Below are 15627 nucleotides of genomic sequence, written 5' to 3'. Positions count from 1 at the left end.
TGTGCCACGGCGGCCGGTGGAACCGGTCACCTTCTCCGAGAGCCCATCGACAACGAAAGATCGGCCACACTCCCGAACGACGGGAGTGGGCCGATCATTCCGTGAATCGACGGCTTGGTCAGCCCTGCCAGCCGTAGCCGGCCTCGGTGCCACCCTTGTAGTCGCTGTTCCACAGCAGCGTGTACTTGCTGTAGTCCTTGTTCTTGGGCACGACGAAGACCATCTTGCCGCTGTACTCCGTGGTCTTGTCATTGATCGACTCGACGTCGAGCATGTCCTTGCCCAGCACGACGTTGTTCGACGAACTGGAAGCACGGGTGCAGTTGCGGCCGTTCTCGTCGATCAGGGAGAAGGCCAGCGGCGTTGCGACGTAGAAGCCGTCCGCGCTGGTCCGCTTGAACTTCACGTCGAAGATGAGCGCCTGGGTGTCGTCGTCGTACGGGTAGTCCGTGCCGCCGTCCTTCGCCTCGCCCTTGGAGATCGTCAGGTCGAGGGTCGCGTCACCCACGTCACCGGTCACCGACTGGGTCTCCCCGTACTTCTTCACCTTGGTGCCGGAGCCCTTGACGATGTAGTAGCTGCTGGTGTTGTTGCACTGCCCGGCGGCCGAGCTCTGGCTGACGCCGCCGCCGGCGCTGCTCGAGGAACTCGTGCTGCTCGACTCGGTCGAGGACGACGAGGAACTGCTCTCGGTCGACGACGGGCTCTGCGAGGACGAGCTGGAGCTCTCGGTGGACGACGGACTCTGGGTGGTGCTGCTCGTCGGCTGGGCCACCGGCGGTGCGCTGTCCTGGCACGCGGTGAGTCCGAGTGTGCACGCGGCCACGACCGCAACGGCGAGCGAACGCTGACGCTTGGTGTTCATGTGGTTCTCCTCCTGTGGTTCAGTTCCCCCCGTGGCGCGCCGCGCGACGGTCCTGAGTGCGAAGTTTAACGAGGTGTACGGCGCAGCGGGCTGCCAGCCGTCCCCTTGTTCGATGAGCAGAAGCCTTGCGGTTCCGGTGGTTCCGACTGCCCCGCGGCCCGGTCGGTTCCCCGTACGCCCGACTTTCTTCAGATCACCCGCAGGCGGATGGTCTCCGACAGCTCCTGCAGTTCGGTGATCGCGGCCTGCGGCAGGTCCCGGACGTCGGTGACCACGTAGCCGATGCTGCCCAGGGTGCCGAGCAACTGGCCTTCGATGTTCACGCCGTGATGGGCGAGCACGTTGTTGACCGTCGCGAGCACACCCGGGGTGTTGGAGTGGAAGTGCAGGATCCGGCGGTCGCCCGGGTGTCCTTCGAGGGTGAGGGCAGGCAGGTTGACGCTGAGCGTCGTCGTTCCCCGCTGCATGAAGTCGCGCAGCTTGCCGGCGACGAACCGGCCGATGTCCTCCTGCGCCTCCTCGGTCGATCCGCCGATGTGCGGCGTGAGCACGACATTCGGGATGCCCTGCAACGGCGACTCGAACCGGTCGCCGCGCGCCTTGGGTTCGACCGGGAACACATCGACCGAAGCACCGGCGATGTGGCCGGCGAGCAGTTGCTCACGCAGCGCGTCGTAGTCGACGACGAAACCGCGCGACAGGTTCAGGAACAGCGAACGCGGACGCATCTTGGCGAACTGCTCGGCCCCGAAGAACCCGGCGTTGCCCTCGCGTCCGTCGACGTGCAGTGTGACGACCTCGGCGATCTCCAGCAGTTCGTCCAGCGAGTCGCACCGGCGGGCGTTGCCGAGCGCGAGTTTGTCCTCGCTGTCGTAGAAGTACACCTGCAGGCCGAGCATCTCGGCGACGACCGACAATTGGCTGCCGATGTTGCCGTAGCCGACGATGCCGATCCGGCGGCCACGGATCTCGTGGCTGCCCTTGGCGTTCTTGTCCCACACACCGCTGTGCAGCGCCGAGTCCTTCTCGGTGAGGCGGCGGGCCATCACGATGATCTCGGCGATCGCGAGTTCGACGACGCTTCGGGTGTTGCTGAACGGGGCGTTGAACACGACGATCCCGCGCTCGGCGGCACTCGCCTTGTCGATCTGGTTGGTGCCGATGCAGAAGGCGCCGATGGCCTGCAATTGATCGGCGGATTCGATCACCCGGGCGGTGACGTCGGTCTTGGACCGGAGGCCGAGCAGGTCGACCCCCACGAGTGCGGCGATCAGTTCGTCCTCGTCCATCGCTCCCGCGTGGCTGACGACCTCGATCCCGCTGTCGCGCAGCAACGCTTCGGCCAGGGGGTGGATGCTCTCCAACAACAGTGCCTTCACGCGGGCCATTCTGACAGCGCGGTCGCGCGCTGCCGGCTCAGGTCCGCGATACGGGCTGTGTGAGAAAGCGCACCCGCAACTCCTGCAATCCGCGGATCACGAACGTCGGATGGTACTCCGGCTCCCGCATGAGTTCGAGGTTCGGCGCAGCGGTCGCGACGCGGTGCAACATCGCGGTGAGTTCGGCGCGGGCCAGCGGGGCCCCGATGCAGAAGTGGACGCCGGCACCGAAGCCGATGTGGGTCGTCTCGCCGCGGGCCGCATCGAAGACGTCGGCGTCGGGAAAGCGCTGCGGGTCGCGGTTGGCCGAACCGAACAGCATCGCGATCCGCTCCCCCGTCTCGAACCTGCGGCCGGCCAGCTCGACGGGTTCGAGCACCCATCGTTCGAACATCTGCAGGGGCGGGTCGAAGCGCAGCATCTCCTCGACCGCCACGATCGGCTCGACCTCGCCGCCGGTGATTCTCGCCCATTGGTCGGGACGCTGCAGCAGCGCGTTGAGACCGTTGCCGAGGGTGTTCACCGTGGCTTCGTGCCCGGCGTTGAGCAGGACGATGACCGTGCAGACGATCTCGTCGACGGTCAGCCGGTCGCCCTCGTCGGCGACGAGGACGAGTTCGGAGACGAGGTCGGTACCCGGCGTCCGCCGTCGTTCCTCGATGAGTTCCTGGACGAAGTCGACGAACTGCCCCGCTGCCCGTTCGGCGTCCGTGCGCTGCTGTTCGGTCGTAGATATCTCGTACATCTTCACGATCGCGTGGGACCAGTCGAGCAAGTTCGGGCCGTGTTCCTGCGGCACCCCGAGCAATTCACAGATGACCGAGATGGAGAAGGGCTGCGCGAGCCGGGAGATGACGTCGACTCCGCCCTGCGCGTCGCCGGTGTCGCGTGCGCCGCGGAACGCCACATCCGCCAACTGCGCGATCTGCGGTTCGAACTCGCGGACCGCCTTGGCGGTGAACACCTTCGTCACCAGCCGGCGAATTCTGGTGTGATCCGGGGGTTCGAGATTCAGCAGCGACCAGCGTTCGGATTCGACGAAACGCGGAAAGCTCGACTCCATGTCGCAAAGGCCCGGACGTCCGAATTGGGCCGGTGTGTGACGGTGCTCGAAACTGCGCCCGAGCGAGCGATTGCGCAGCGCGGCATGCACATCGGCGAAGTGCGGAATGAGCCAGACGTCGCGTTCGGCGTACGGGACAGTTCGACCGGCGGCACGCAGTCCGGTGAGCACCGGGTAAGGATCGGCGATGAACGACGGGTCCGACGGTGCGAACCCGAGTTCTGTCGCGTCAGACATCGCCGGCCTCTCGGTCGTCCGTCTCGGGCGAGATCACGCCGGCGCGGGCTACTCCCGGATCGCGCCAACCGGCGTTGTACAGGCGTTTGCTGACCCGGGCGATGTCCTTGTCGGTGGGCAGAGCGTGGGCGACACTCTTGACGGACTCACGGATCTCGTCCTCGTCGACCTCCCGGCCACGGCTGCGCCGCAACTCGGTGACGACCTGCTCGATCTCGTTGTCGGTCAGCGAACGCTGCAGCACCGACAGCAGTGGGCTGTAGTCCGACGGCGGGACACCCTCGGGGTAGCCCTCGCGCAACCAGTTGACAAATTGGGTGAGCGGGTTGTGCATGTCAGAAAACCGTGATCCCGAGGTAGTGCGACAAGGACTTACGCGTGATCCACAGGATCGCGACCAGCACCATGATGCCGACCAACGCGAACCCCGTCCACGCCATCGCGAGCGTACCGCGACGAGCGATCACACTGTCGACGTGGTCCGCGCGATCCCACATGCGCAGGGCGAGCACGTAGATGACCGGCAGGCCGACACCGAACACGAGTCCGGCGAGCACGACGTTGAGCAGCGAGTCGAGAATCTTCATCAGTGCGCCGCTCCCGTCGACGCCGGGACGGGCGGCTCGGCCTCGTTGTCGTCCCAGTCCCGGTTGACGTTGTGGGCGGTGACCGCCTGGCGGCGACTGCGCTGGTACATGTACACCGACAGCGCGACCAGGACACCGAAGATCACCAGGTCACCGGCCAGTCCCCCGATCAACCGGGAGACGAACAGGCAGAGTGCGCCGATCAAACCTGCACTGGGCAGGGTGATCAGCCACGCGGTGACCATCCGGGCCGCGACACCCCAGCGCACCTGCGCCTGCGGCTTGCCGACGCCGGAACCGATGATCGAACCGGTCGCGACGTGGGTGGTCGACAGCGCCATGCCGAAATGGCTGGAGGTCAGAATGATCGCCGCCGAGGACGCCTGCGCGGCCATTCCCTGCGCCGGTTCGATGTCGACCAGGCCCTTACCGAGCGTGCGGATGATGCGCCAGCCGCCGAGGTAGGTGCCGAGCGCGATGGCGATGGCACAACTGACGATGATCCAGACCGGCAGACCGTTCTGCTCGATGCCGTCGACCGTCAGGCCGCCCTGCACCATGAGTGCGAGCGCGATGACACCCATCGTCTTCTGCGCGTCACCGGTGCCGTGGGCGAGCGACACCAGGCTGGCCGTGCCGACCTGACCCCAGCGGAACGCACTGTTCTTCTTGCGCTCACCGCGCACCGATCGCGACAACAGGTAGATCAGTGCCGTGCCGAGGGCGGCGATACACCCGGCGATCAACGGCGACAACACCGCCGGCAGCAGGATCTTGGCCGTGACACCGTCCCACTTGACGCCCTCGAGTCCCATGCCCGCGATGCCCGCGCCCACGAGCCCGCCGAACAGGGCGTGGGAGGAACTGGACGGCAGCCCGAGCAACCAGGTGAACAGGTTCCACAGGATGCCACCGATCAACCCGGCGAACACGATCGTCATCGCCAATGACGGACTGATCCCGCTGAGCAACGAACCGTCCGAGGCCTGCAACCGCAGGATGTCCTTGGTGACGGTGACCGCGACCTCCACCGACAGGAAGCCACCCACGAGATTCAACAGCGCCGACAGCGTGACCGCCGTCTTCGGCTTCAGCGCACCGGTGGCGATGGATGTTGCCATGGCGTTTCCCGTGTCGTGGAAGCCGTTGGTGAAGTCGAACCCCAGCGCCGTGATGACGACCAGCGTCAACACGAGAATCTCGGTGGTCATGCCCGCAGTCTGACGACGTGCGGCCACCTGACGCAAACCCGCAGTTCACCGCGGCGAACAGGCGGGGCCAGCAGCGTTCAGAACGCGTTCAGTTCCTGTTCACCGCCGCTTCAGTGCTGCCTTGCGCCCCTTTGCGGTGTTGGCTGCGATGGTCCGCTCGATGTCGGGCAGATCGCTCTGCGGGATGCGACCACCGGGGTAGGTCGAGGCCACCTGCTCGATGCTGGTCGGCTTCAGGCCCTTCGCCGCATCGGGCAGGATCGCCGAGATCGCCGCCATGATGCGTTTTGTGTCGGCCTGCTCCGAGCGGTACTTCAACTCCACCGGTTCGCCGATGTTGACCACGATCTTCGGCGGGTTCAGAAAACTCAGCACATTGGGCGCAGCGGCAGCACGCGGCCAGACCAGTTCGGTCCCGCTGAGCGCAAACGGAATGACCGGCGCCTTCGTCATGGCCGCGAGGCGCGCCGTGCCGGGGTAGCCGCGCAACTCATCGCAGAAGAAGTCGAGTCCGCGCGGGATCGTCCCCTGCGGCATCACGCCGACCAGGTCACCGCCGGCGAGCGCGACCGCCGCCTCCTCCAGCGGGTCGGCCGCGTCCGGATCGCGATGGTCACGGTCGACGCTCAGGCCACCGAGCATCCGCAACACCGGTCCGAGCAGCGGCACGTCGAACATCTCGCGCTTGGCCAGAAAGCTCGCGCCGCGCCCCGTGCGTCCGACGACGACCGCCATGGTCGCCATGTCGAAGTAGCTGCGGTGGTTGCCGGCGAAGATCGCGGGACCGTCTGCGGGGATGTTCTCCAGCCCGTTGATCTCGAACCTCACGTACGGGAAGGTCTCCGGCCGGGCCAGCATCAGCGCGAGCCGGCGGGCTTCCAGGTCGACCACCGGCAAGGTGAGAGTGCCGGGCGGCGCATCGAAGGACAGGATCGGCCAGCGCTTGGCCATGGCGACCACCAGCAGTCGCGGGTCAGGGTTGACCGCACCGGGGTTGCCGACCGCGGTGAGCAGCGGAATGTCGAACACCGAGTCGGAATAGGCGAAGGATTCCTCGAGGTCGACGTCGTTGGCGGCCGCCCAGTCGCGGACGGCGGCCAACTTCCCCCAGGACCACACGAACCGGCCCTCGTGGCGCCCGTTGTACGTACCGTTCTCACCGACGGCGTACCGGGTGGCGATCACGTCGTCGAACCCGAGCGCATCGGCCAGCGGCTTGATGAGGTGGTACGGCGTGGTTGTCGCCATGACCACCTTTCGGCCTGCGTCGTGGTGCTGTTCGACCAGAATTCGGGCGAACGGGCCTACTTGGTCGACGAGCACCTCGGCGGCCTTGTGGGCCGCGTCGTCGAATGCGCCGTCGGGTTTGCCGGCCGCTATGAGCACGGCTTGTCGCGCGAGCGCGATGGAGCCGAGCGTCTCACCGAAGGCGTTCATCCACCAGAACAGCAATGACTCACCGGGCAGCTTCGACCCCACCACCCCGCTCTCGCGCATCGCGCGGGAAAGGGCCGGACCCGAGGCCTTGCGGACGAGGGTGCGATCGAGGTCGAAGAAGGCTGCGCCGGACATGCTGTGAGGTTAGTCGCCCGGGTGACGCAAAGGGAGCTGTTTCACCCCGAGGCGCTCGGCGAGGACGTTGTAGACCTTCGGGTGGTTGAGCAGATCCATGTGGTTGACACCGCCGACGTACGCGGTGTCCCAGGTCTCGCCCTCAAGGCCCGCAGCCGAGGACCGCGACACCATGCCGTCACCCAGCGGACGGCCCCACCACGCGTGCGGCTGCGGCGCGATCATCCCGACGACCGCGAGGTGTCGGATCGGGTGCAGGTGCCTGCGGTCGCGGGCCCGGTGATCCTCCGGATCGTCGGGATCGAAGCCCTTCCAGTCCGCCTCCACGAGGTTGCCGTGGCGCAGATCCTTGATGCCCTGGCTTCGGAATCTGAGCACCCCGCCGGCCCAACGGGTCGCCCGGTGGTTGTCGAACTCCTTCGCCACGACATTCACGCTCTTCTCCAGCAGGGCTCCGTGGTAGGGGGTGCCGAGCGACACGGTGTCGGTGACCAGGCCCGCCCACGGCGCGTCCGGCGCAGCCTGGAGCAGCGCGCTGTGCACGACCAGTCCGCCCATCGAGTGGCCGACCAGCACCACCCGATCGACCGGGACTGGCCAGCGTGCGACGAGTCGGGCGAGCATGCGGCCGAGGTCGCGGCCGTTGGTCGAGACGCGCTGGCCGGTGTTGTAGCGCACCCACACCGCCGACCAGTCACCGAGCGATTCGAGGCGGCGGCCGTAGGAGAGTCGGCGGCCCTCGTCGTCGCGGCTCGCGCGCCGCTTCCACATCTGCTCGGTACCCACGAAACCGTGGACGAACACGACGAGGTTCGAGGACGCGTCCGGGTAGGCGTTCGACAGACCTGCCTTGGTGATCGGCACGTCGTAGCCGGAACGTCGCAAGGTCATCGGGTACGAGATCGGCAGGTCGACGTCGACCAGCCGGTCTCCGGTGAGGCCTTGGACGAAGGCCGCCACCGACGTCGCCCGGCGTTTCACCACCCGAGAGGGAACTTGTCCCGCAACGAATCCCGCGGCCGGACGTGCGACAACTCCGGCGACGTCGAGTGCCAGTTCCAGTGAGCTGTAGGTGCCGGAGAGGACGACATCGTGGGCGAGCTCGAGCGGTGTGACGACAGGCCCGAGCAGGGAGCGCGCCCGACCGAAGATCTTCGTGGTCGTCGACCCGTGGGCATCGCGTAGGCCCGCGACGAAACCACGCGCGTCCTCGCCCGCCGTCTCGGCGCGCGAGGTCGTCCCGGACTTCGTCTTGGTTGTCATCGTTCGCGATGCTACTCGCCAGTACGTGCGCTTGTGTCCTTGTAGGGTCGACACGATGAGGACGCGATGAGGACGAGCCGTCGCCTGACGTGCCCCGCGCTGGGCGTGGTCGTCGCCCTGGTGGCCGGTTGCTCCGTCGGCGATGGTGACCCGACTCCCCCACCCACGACGTCCACTGTCCCGTTGAGATCGACCTCTCGCCCTGCGTCTTCGCCGGCGCCGGCTGTTGTCTCCGCGCCCGGCGTCGACCGGAATGCCTGGCGGTCGGTCGACGGCGCCGCCCGTAGGGTCGCCCAGGACGTCGCGCTGTTGGCCGGCTTCGTCACGCCGTCCGGTCAGTTGCAGATCGTGCACCGCAGCGGACCCGTGGACACCCGGCCGATCGCGTCGGTCACCAAGCTGTACGTGATGATCGCGCTGCTGGACGCGATCAGGGCGGGCAGGCTGCGCTGGGACCAGTCGGCGGCAACTGATCGTACCCTCCCGCCGTGCTGACGCGAGTGGCCCCGACTTCTCGATCGGTGGCTCCTGGCGCAGCGGTCTGGGCTATTCCGCAAGCTCCGAGACGTTGCCCGGGCCTGGGTGGCGCTCCACACCCGCGCGAAAGCGTCCCGTTCCACCCTCGCCTCGCAGATCATGGCGGTGCCCTCACCCGGGTTCACCGCGCCGCGCGCCTGGACGACGGTGTGGTTCAAGAGCGGTGCGCTGGGAGGCGTCGAGAACGGCACCTGGTACTCCCCGGCCCCAGAGGGCGACCAAGTGATCGTCGTGCTCGCATCGGGCGGACCGACCATCTCGGGGGTGCGCAGTCTGGCTACCAAGGCAGCCGACGAACTGGAGCGATACGCCCGAAAGCGCTGAGTCGCAACCGTTTCCCGACAGACTCACGACATGACGGAGGGCCGCCGGAAAACCGGCGGCCCTTCGCCCTCGGCTCAGCTGCAGCCGGAGGTGCTTCCGCAACCCTCGCAGACGTAGCAGCTACCGGCCGGACGCATCTTCGTGCCACAGGTCATGCACATCGGAGCGTCGGCGGCCTTGCCCTGGAACTTCTCCATCAGCTCGGCCGAGGAGTGAATCTCCGGGGAGACCTCACGCACGTCGGCAGCACCGGCGCCGGAGCTCGCCTGCGCGGCGGACACCTTCGGTGCCTCCTTGGTGGCGGCCGACTGGGAGAAGTTCTCCAGTTCGCCCTCCACGTCGTCGCCCTCGTTCGAGGCGTACGAGCCGGTCTCGAGCTGGCGGGCGCGCTCCTCGGCGCTGTGGATCCCCATGAACGAACGCGTCTCGAAGTCCAGGTGGTCCAGCGCCAGGCGACGGAACACGTAGTCCATGATCGACTGCGCCATCCGCACGTCCGGGTCGTCGGTCATACCGGCCGGCTCGAAGCGCATGTTGGTGAACTTCTCGACGTAGGTCTCCAGCGGCACGCCGTACTGCAGCGCGACCGAGACGGCGATCGAGAACGCGTCCATCACGCCGGCGAGGGTCGAACCCTGCTTGCCGAACTTCAGGAACAGTTCACCCAGTTCACCGTTGTCGTAGGTGCTGGCGGTGAGGTAACCCTCGGCGCCACCGACCGCGAACGAGGTGGTCTGGCTGCTGCGACGCTTGGGCAGGCGACGACGGATCGGGCGGTACTCGACGACTTTCTCCGGCTCGGCGGCATCCTGCACCGGCTTGGCCTTGGCCTTGCCGTCGGACAGCGGCTGGCCGACCTTGCAGTTGTCGCGGTAGACCGCGAGCGCCTTCAGGCCGAGCTTCCAGCCCTCCAAGTGGACCTCGGCGATCTCCTCGACGGTCGCCGTCTCCGGCAGGTTGACCGTCTTGGAGATCGCACCCGACAGGAACGGCTGGCAGGCCGCCATCATGCGGACGTGGCCCATCGGGCTGATCGCGCGCTCGCCCATCGCGCAGTCGAAGACCTCGTAGTGCTCGGTCTTCAGACCCGGTGCGTCGATGACGTGACCGTTGTTGGCGATGTGCTCGACGATCGCCTCGATCTGCTCGCCCTGGTAGCCGAGCTTCTTCAGCGCCCGCGGGATGGTCTGGTTGACGATCTGCATCGAGCCGCCACCGACGAGCTTCTTGAACTTCACCAGCGAGAAGTCGGGCTCGATACCGGTGGTGTCGCAGTCCATCATGAAGCCGATGGTGCCGGTCGGCGCGAGCACCGAGGCCTGCGCGTTGCGGTAACCGTTCTTCTCCCCGAGCTCGATGACATCGGCCCACGCCTTCGTCGCGGCGCGGTGGATGTTGGCGTCCATCGTGTCGAGCGTGCGCACCTGGTCGTTGGCGGCCTGGTGCTTGCGCATGACCTTCCTGTGCGCCTCGGCGTTGCGGGCGTAGCCGGCGTAGGAACCGACGACACCGGCGATCTCGGCAGACCGCTTGTAGGCCGCGCCGGTGAGCAGCGAGGTGATGGCAGCGGCGAGGCTGCGGCCACCTTCGGACTCGTAGCCGTGGCCGGTGGCCATCAGCAGCGCACCGAGGTTGGCGTAACCGATGCCGAGCTGGCGGTAGTCGACGGTGGTCTTGCCGATCGCCTCGGTCGGGAAGTCGGCGAAGCAGATGGAGATGTCCATCGCGGTGATGACCATCTCGACGACCTTCTGGAAGGTCGGCACGTCGAAGGTGTCGTCTTCCTTCAGGAACTTCAGCAGGTTGAGGCTCGCGAGGTTGCAGGAGGAGTTGTCGAGCGACATGTACTCCGAGCACGGGTTGGACGCGGTGATGCGCCCCGACTCGGGGTTGGTGTGCCACGCGTTGATGGTGTCGTCGTACTGCACACCCGGGTCGGCGCACTCCCACGCGGCCTTGTTGATCTTGTCGAACAGCTCGCGGGCGTCGACTTCCTCGATGACCTCACCGGTGCCGCGGGCACGCAGACCGAACGGCTTACCGTCCTCGACCGCACGCATGAACTCGTCGCTGACCCGGACGGAGTTGTTGGCGTTCTGGTACTGGACCGAGTGGATGTCCTTGCCGCCGAGGTCCATGTCGAAACCGGCGTCGCGCAGCGCACGGATCTTGTCTTCCTCGCGCGCCTTGGTCTCGATGAACTCCTCGATGTCGGGGTGGTCGACGTCGAGCACGACCATCTTCGCCGCGCGGCGGGTGGCGCCACCGGACTTGATGGTGCCGGCGGAGGCGTCGGCGCCACGCATGAAGCTGACCGGGCCGCTGGCGGTGCCGCCGCTGGACAACAACTCCTTGGAGGAACGGATCCGCGAGAGGTTCAGGCCGGCACCGGAGCCGCCCTTGAAGATGAAGCCCTCCTCCTTGTACCAGTTGAGGATCGAGTCCATCGAATCGTCGACGGCGAGGATGAAGCACGCCGAGACCTGCTGGGGGCTCTTGGTGCCGACGTTGAACCACACCGGGGAGTTGAAGCTGAAGACCTGGTGCAGCAGCGACCAGGTGAGCTCGTGCTCGAACAGCGTCGCGTCGTCGTCGGTGGCGAAGTAGCCGAACTCCTTGCCGGCCTTGACGTAGGTCAGCACGACACGGTCGATGAGCTGCTTGAGGCTCGTCTCACGGGCCTCGGTGCCGAGTGCGCCGCGGAAGTACTTCGTGGTGACGATCGTGGACGCGTTCAGCGACCAGAAGTCGGGGAACTCCACGCCACGCTGCTCGAAGATCGTCTCGCCGGTCTTCCAGTTCTGCTGAACGACGTCGCGACGCTCCCAGGTGACCTCGTCATAGGGATGCACGCCCGGGGTGGTGAAGATGCGTTCCACCTTCACACCCTTGCCGCTCTTGCGCGTGCGCGAGCGTGCGTTGGTCGTCTCCGTCATGATGCTCCTCCGTGGGCTTCTGGGTGTGATGCCGGTTGTGGATCTGCGTGTGATTGCTTGGAAATCGGTGGTGCGCGTGCCGGCGGTCAGCGGTCGGTCACGGTTCGATCAGTCTGAACCCGACCACCGACAGCCTCGTCGCCTGTTCGAGCTGCGGCCTGGTGACCGGCCCCGTCGGTCGAGCTGAGATCGCGTTCGGCGCGCAACAGGGCGATGGCTGCCTCGAAGTCGTCGAGATCGTCGAACGCCTGGTAGACGGACGCGAACCGCAGGTAGGCCACCTCGTCGAGCGTGCGCAGCGGGCCGAGAATCGCCAGTCCCACGTCGTGCGCGTCGATCTCGGCCGCGCCGCCGGAGCGGATGCTCTCCTCCACCTCCTGCGCCAGCAGGGCGAGCTGGTCCTCGGACACCGGCCGGCCCTGGCAGGCCTTGCGGACGCCCACGAGCACCTTCTGCCGGGAGAACGGTTCGCTGGCGCCGGACCGCTTGACCACCGTGAGGCCGGCGGTCTCCATGGTGGAGAACCGCTTGCCGCACGACGGGCACTGGCGACGCCGTTTGATGGAGGTGCCGTCATCACTGCTGCGGCTGTCGACGACCCGGGAGTCGTCGTGTCGGCAGAACGGGCAGTGCATGGTCACCTCCTGGTGATGATCCGGGTCGGTTCGGCTCGCAAGGGCATAGGAATGCCCGGGCCACGAGGCCTTGATCGGCCCGATTGGGGATGTTCTTGTGGATAACCGGTGAAGAAGCCCGTCATTCCTGTTGAGATCCTGGGGACCTACATGTGGACAACTTACATCGGTGTAACTACTAGATGTAGGGATGTTATTCCGCTTCGACCCCAAGATGCAAGGTGGGGATCGGAAAGTCTCTCCGCCGATCCGGCACGTTCACCAAACGTGCTGGTCACGGCGCCGAGGCGTTCGCGAACTGGTCGCGAGGCCCCGTGACACACCCGCGCCCCGTTCCCGACGATCGGGAGACGGGGCGCGCCATGGGAGCGAAGTCGTCGTCAGCGAGGAGCCGTCAACGACTGGCCCGGGTGGACATGCAGAGTATTGAGGTCGTTCGCGAGCTGAAGGCGCACGACCGCTTCGGCGACCGGCAACTGCGGGTAGGCCTGGTGCGCAACCTCGGACAGCGTCTGCCCCGGCTGCACCACCAACTGCGTCGCCGACGGCGAGGAGGCGAAGGCCCGCCCGGCACCCCAGCCCGCCGCGATCAGGGTGGTGAGCACGAGCGCGGCGAGCACGCGACGGCCGCGCATGGTGAGCCGAACCTCGTCCCGGCCGAGTCGCGCGACCGGCTGGTTCGACGGCACGAGGGTCAGGTGACGCCGGCGCTGCGGTGTGCGGACCACACGCGGCTGATCCCAGCGAGCAACTGCACTCATGATGTTCTCCGTCCCTGGCGCGAGGCGCCGGATCAAGTTCTCCTTCGCACACGTGTGCGATAGAACGTCTGTACGATGTATAGCACGGCTGTTCGAATGATGCGAGACACGCCTCGTACAAATGTTTGAAAACTGTGTCCGAGCCGCATAGCCTCTTTCCATGCTCCGCAGCCTGGCACCGACCACCGACAACCTCCTTCGAAAGAGCGCTGCACGGCTCGCCGACAGCAGCTTCATCGGTCGTCCAGGACGCATCACCCGGGGCATGAAGGGCCGTACCGATCGACCCGCCCGCACCACCTCACCGACGGCATGACGAAGGACGCAGACGAAATGGCCAAGATCCACCAGCTGCCCGACGACGAGGGCGGCGTAGCGCTGACCACCCGCCAGCGCAAGGTCCTCGAAGTGATCCGCAACTCCGTCGACCGGCGCGGCTACCCGCCGAGCATGCGGGAGATCGGTGAGGCCGTCGGCCTGACCAGCCCGAGTTCGGTGGCCCACCAACTGTCGATGCTCGAGCGCAAGGGTTATCTGCGCCGTGACCCCAACCGTCCCCGCGCGATCGAGGTCATCTCCCCCGATCACCAGCAGGACAAGCGGGGCGTGCGTGGCGGTTCCAGCGTCACCTCGAGCGACGAGTCCACCATCGACGAGACCGGCGCCGGCGACCAGCGTCCGGCAGCCTCCTACGTGCCCGTCGTCGGACGCATCGCGGCCGGCGGGCCGATCCTGGCCGAAGAGGTCGTCGAGGACGTCTTCCCGTTGCCCAAGCAGATCGTCGGTGAGGGCGACCTGTTCCTGCTCAAAGTGGTCGGTGACTCGATGGTCGACGCCGCAATCTGCGACGGCGACTGGGTCGTCGTGCGCCAGCAGCCGACCGCGACCAACGGCGACATCGTCGCCGCGATGCTCGACAACGAAGCCACCGTCAAGACGTTCAAGCGTCGCGACGGCAAGGTCTGGCTGATGCCGCACAACCCGGCGTACGACCCGATCGACGGTGACCACGCGGTGATCCTCGGCAAGGTCACGGCCGTCCTGCGGCGGGTCTGATCACCGGCGTCGATCGCCGCTCGCGTCCCGGTCGACGTCACCCAGTACGTCCCACACCGCCTCCTGCAGCACCTCGCTCAGGGGGCGGTGTACGTGTCTGGTGGCCAGATGTTCCGCTCGCGACCAACCGGTGTTGACCAGAACGATCGGGATGTCGCGCTCGGCAGCACGCCGCGCGAAACGGAAGCCGGACATCACACCGAGCGAGGATCCGACCACCAGCAGCGACTTTGCCCGCTCGAGACGGTTGAAGCAATGGGCGACCAGATCCTTGGGTACCGATTCGCCGAACATCACGACGTCCGGCTTCAGCAGGTCGCTGCCACAGGTCGGGCACACCACCAGTTCGATGTCATGGATCAGCGAGGGGTCGATGTCGACGTCGCCATCCGGGCGCAGCGGCAGGTCGCGCGCCCTCTCGGCGTCCTGCGCGAACACCGGATTGCGCGTGGCGAACTGCTGCTGGATCCACTCTCGGTCGGCAAGCGCCCGGCAGTTCAGGCAGACGGCTCGCCCGAGGTTGCCGTGCAACTCGATGACATCGCGGGACCCTGCCTGCTGGGCCAGGCCGTCGACGTTCTGGGTGATCGTCGTCTCGAACAGGCCCGCCTTCTCCAGCGCGGCGAGGTGACGGTGCGCTTCGTTGGGCCGCGCCGTCCGGAACCTCTCCCATCCGACATAGGACCGGCTCCAATAGCGTTGCCGCGCAGCGACTCCGGCCCGGAACTCGCTCACCGTCATGGGCTCCACACGGCGTACCCCGTCCGGTCCGCGGTAATCGGGCAGCCCGGATTCGGTGGACAGCCCGGCCCCGGTCATGACCAACACGTCGCCCTCGCGGAGCAGGTGTGCCAGGTGGCTGCGGTCGTCCATCGGACCTTCGTTCTCCATGGGTCGGGTCTGTTCCGAGTTCGAGGCCGCGGCTCATCGAGAGCCGGCGGGCACATCGGTTCGTACGCTATCGGGGTGGGTCACGCTGGGTTGGCTCGCGGTGATGGGCGACAGCTGTCTCCACGGCCGGACGCGCGAACACGACCGAGGCCCCTTCGCCCCTGATCCTGCCGTTGTTGCTGGTGGTGGCGCACAGGGGCCACCGCCCCGATCAGCCGCGCCGGAGGCGGTGCGGCGGTGGCCTGGATGATGCACTCGGCACTGGACCGGTGAGGATCTGCGGCTCGCGCTGCGATTTCATGCTGAGCAG

At 66.8% G+C, this 15627-nt stretch carries 16 protein-coding genes; 4 read left to right on the top strand and 12 right to left on the bottom strand.

All coding sequences use genetic code 11. The features are described 5' to 3' along the window. Positions 1-118: 118 nt before the first annotated feature. From FB459_RS07760 to FB459_RS07725, 8 genes are all read right to left on the bottom strand, one after another. Positions 119-865 (bottom strand): DUF4352 domain-containing protein, encoded by a 747-nt coding sequence (locus FB459_RS07760; RefSeq protein WP_129624092.1) that lies wholly within the window; start codon positions 863-865, stop codon positions 119-121. A 188-nt stretch (positions 866-1053) separates the two neighbouring features. After that, the gene (serA, locus tag FB459_RS07755; protein ID WP_129624093.1) at positions 1054-2253 is read right to left on the bottom strand and encodes a phosphoglycerate dehydrogenase; all 1200 of its coding nucleotides are present in this window, start codon (positions 2251-2253) and stop codon (positions 1054-1056) included. Between the two features lie 28 nt (positions 2254-2281). After that, positions 2282-3544 carry a cytochrome P450 gene (locus FB459_RS07750; protein WP_141928048.1) on the bottom strand — a complete coding sequence of 421 codons (1263 nt, stop codon included), beginning with the start codon at positions 3542-3544 and terminating at the stop codon, positions 2282-2284. Then, positions 3537-3878 carry a DUF3349 domain-containing protein gene (locus tag FB459_RS07745; protein WP_141928047.1) on the bottom strand — a complete coding sequence of 114 codons (342 nt, stop codon included), beginning with the start codon at positions 3876-3878 and terminating at the stop codon, positions 3537-3539. The genes FB459_RS07750 and FB459_RS07745 overlap by 8 nt, the downstream gene beginning before the upstream one ends. Position 3879: 1 nt before the next feature. Continuing rightward, on the bottom strand, positions 3880-4131 hold the full coding sequence (locus tag FB459_RS07740) for a hypothetical protein (RefSeq protein ID WP_141928046.1): 252 nt from the start codon (positions 4129-4131) through the stop codon (positions 3880-3882). Continuing rightward, complete coding sequence (locus tag FB459_RS07735) at positions 4131-5342, bottom strand: inorganic phosphate transporter (RefSeq protein WP_141928045.1); 1212 nt, start codon at positions 5340-5342, stop codon at positions 4131-4133. The genes FB459_RS07740 and FB459_RS07735 overlap by 1 nt, the downstream gene beginning before the upstream one ends. Before the next feature lie 99 nt (positions 5343-5441). Further along, the gene (locus FB459_RS07730) at positions 5442-6914 is read right to left on the bottom strand and encodes an HAD-IB family hydrolase (RefSeq protein WP_129624098.1); all 1473 of its coding nucleotides are present in this window, start codon (positions 6912-6914) and stop codon (positions 5442-5444) included. Between the two features lie 9 nt (positions 6915-6923). Then, positions 6924-8177, bottom strand: coding sequence for an esterase/lipase family protein (locus FB459_RS07725; RefSeq protein WP_141928044.1), 1254 nt, complete (start codon positions 8175-8177; stop codon positions 6924-6926). A 66-nt stretch (positions 8178-8243) separates the two neighbouring features. Here FB459_RS07725 and FB459_RS07720 point away from each other — a divergent pair, with 66 nt between their 5' ends. Beyond that, the gene (locus tag FB459_RS07720; protein ID WP_141928043.1) at positions 8244-8672 is read left to right on the top strand and encodes a hypothetical protein; all 429 of its coding nucleotides are present in this window, start codon (positions 8244-8246) and stop codon (positions 8670-8672) included. 87 nt (positions 8673-8759) lie between these two features. Beyond that, a complete protein-coding gene (locus FB459_RS07715) occupies positions 8760-9038 on the top strand; it encodes a hypothetical protein (protein WP_141928042.1) in 279 nt (92 codons plus the stop codon). Between the two features lie 74 nt (positions 9039-9112). Here the strand turns inward: FB459_RS07715 and FB459_RS07710 are convergent, their stop codons facing one another. From FB459_RS07710 to FB459_RS07700, 3 genes are all read right to left on the bottom strand, one after another. Beyond that, positions 9113-11974, bottom strand: coding sequence for a vitamin B12-dependent ribonucleotide reductase (locus tag FB459_RS07710; RefSeq protein WP_141928041.1), 2862 nt, complete (start codon positions 11972-11974; stop codon positions 9113-9115). Between the two features lie 86 nt (positions 11975-12060). Then, a complete protein-coding gene (nrdR, locus tag FB459_RS07705) occupies positions 12061-12609 on the bottom strand; it encodes a transcriptional regulator NrdR (RefSeq protein WP_129624102.1) in 549 nt (182 codons plus the stop codon). A 380-nt stretch (positions 12610-12989) separates the two neighbouring features. After that, positions 12990-13370, bottom strand: a complete 381-nt coding sequence (locus FB459_RS07700; protein WP_129624103.1) for a LysM peptidoglycan-binding domain-containing protein — start codon at positions 13368-13370, stop codon at positions 12990-12992. 160 nt (positions 13371-13530) lie between these two features. On the opposite strand from FB459_RS07700, the gene FB459_RS17235 reads away from it, so the two are divergent. Both FB459_RS17235 and lexA read left to right on the top strand, forming a co-directional pair. Continuing rightward, complete coding sequence (locus FB459_RS17235; protein ID WP_168990094.1) at positions 13531-13686, top strand: hypothetical protein; 156 nt, start codon at positions 13531-13533, stop codon at positions 13684-13686. Further along, the gene (gene lexA / locus FB459_RS07695) at positions 13683-14426 is read left to right on the top strand and encodes a transcriptional repressor LexA (protein ID WP_370447330.1); all 744 of its coding nucleotides are present in this window, start codon (positions 13683-13685) and stop codon (positions 14424-14426) included. The genes FB459_RS17235 and lexA overlap by 4 nt, the downstream gene beginning before the upstream one ends. Here the strand turns inward: lexA and FB459_RS07690 are convergent, their stop codons facing one another. After that, the gene (locus tag FB459_RS07690; RefSeq protein WP_129624104.1) at positions 14427-15317 is read right to left on the bottom strand and encodes a Sir2 family NAD-dependent protein deacetylase; all 891 of its coding nucleotides are present in this window, start codon (positions 15315-15317) and stop codon (positions 14427-14429) included. Positions 15318-15627: the final 310 nt, after the last annotated feature.

Source organism: Yimella lutea (genome assembly GCF_006715095.1).
GTDB lineage: Bacteria > Actinomycetota > Actinomycetes > Actinomycetales > Dermatophilaceae > Yimella > Yimella lutea.
Note: the sequence above shows the minus strand (reverse complement) of the source record. Positions and strands in the feature narration are given on the sequence as shown.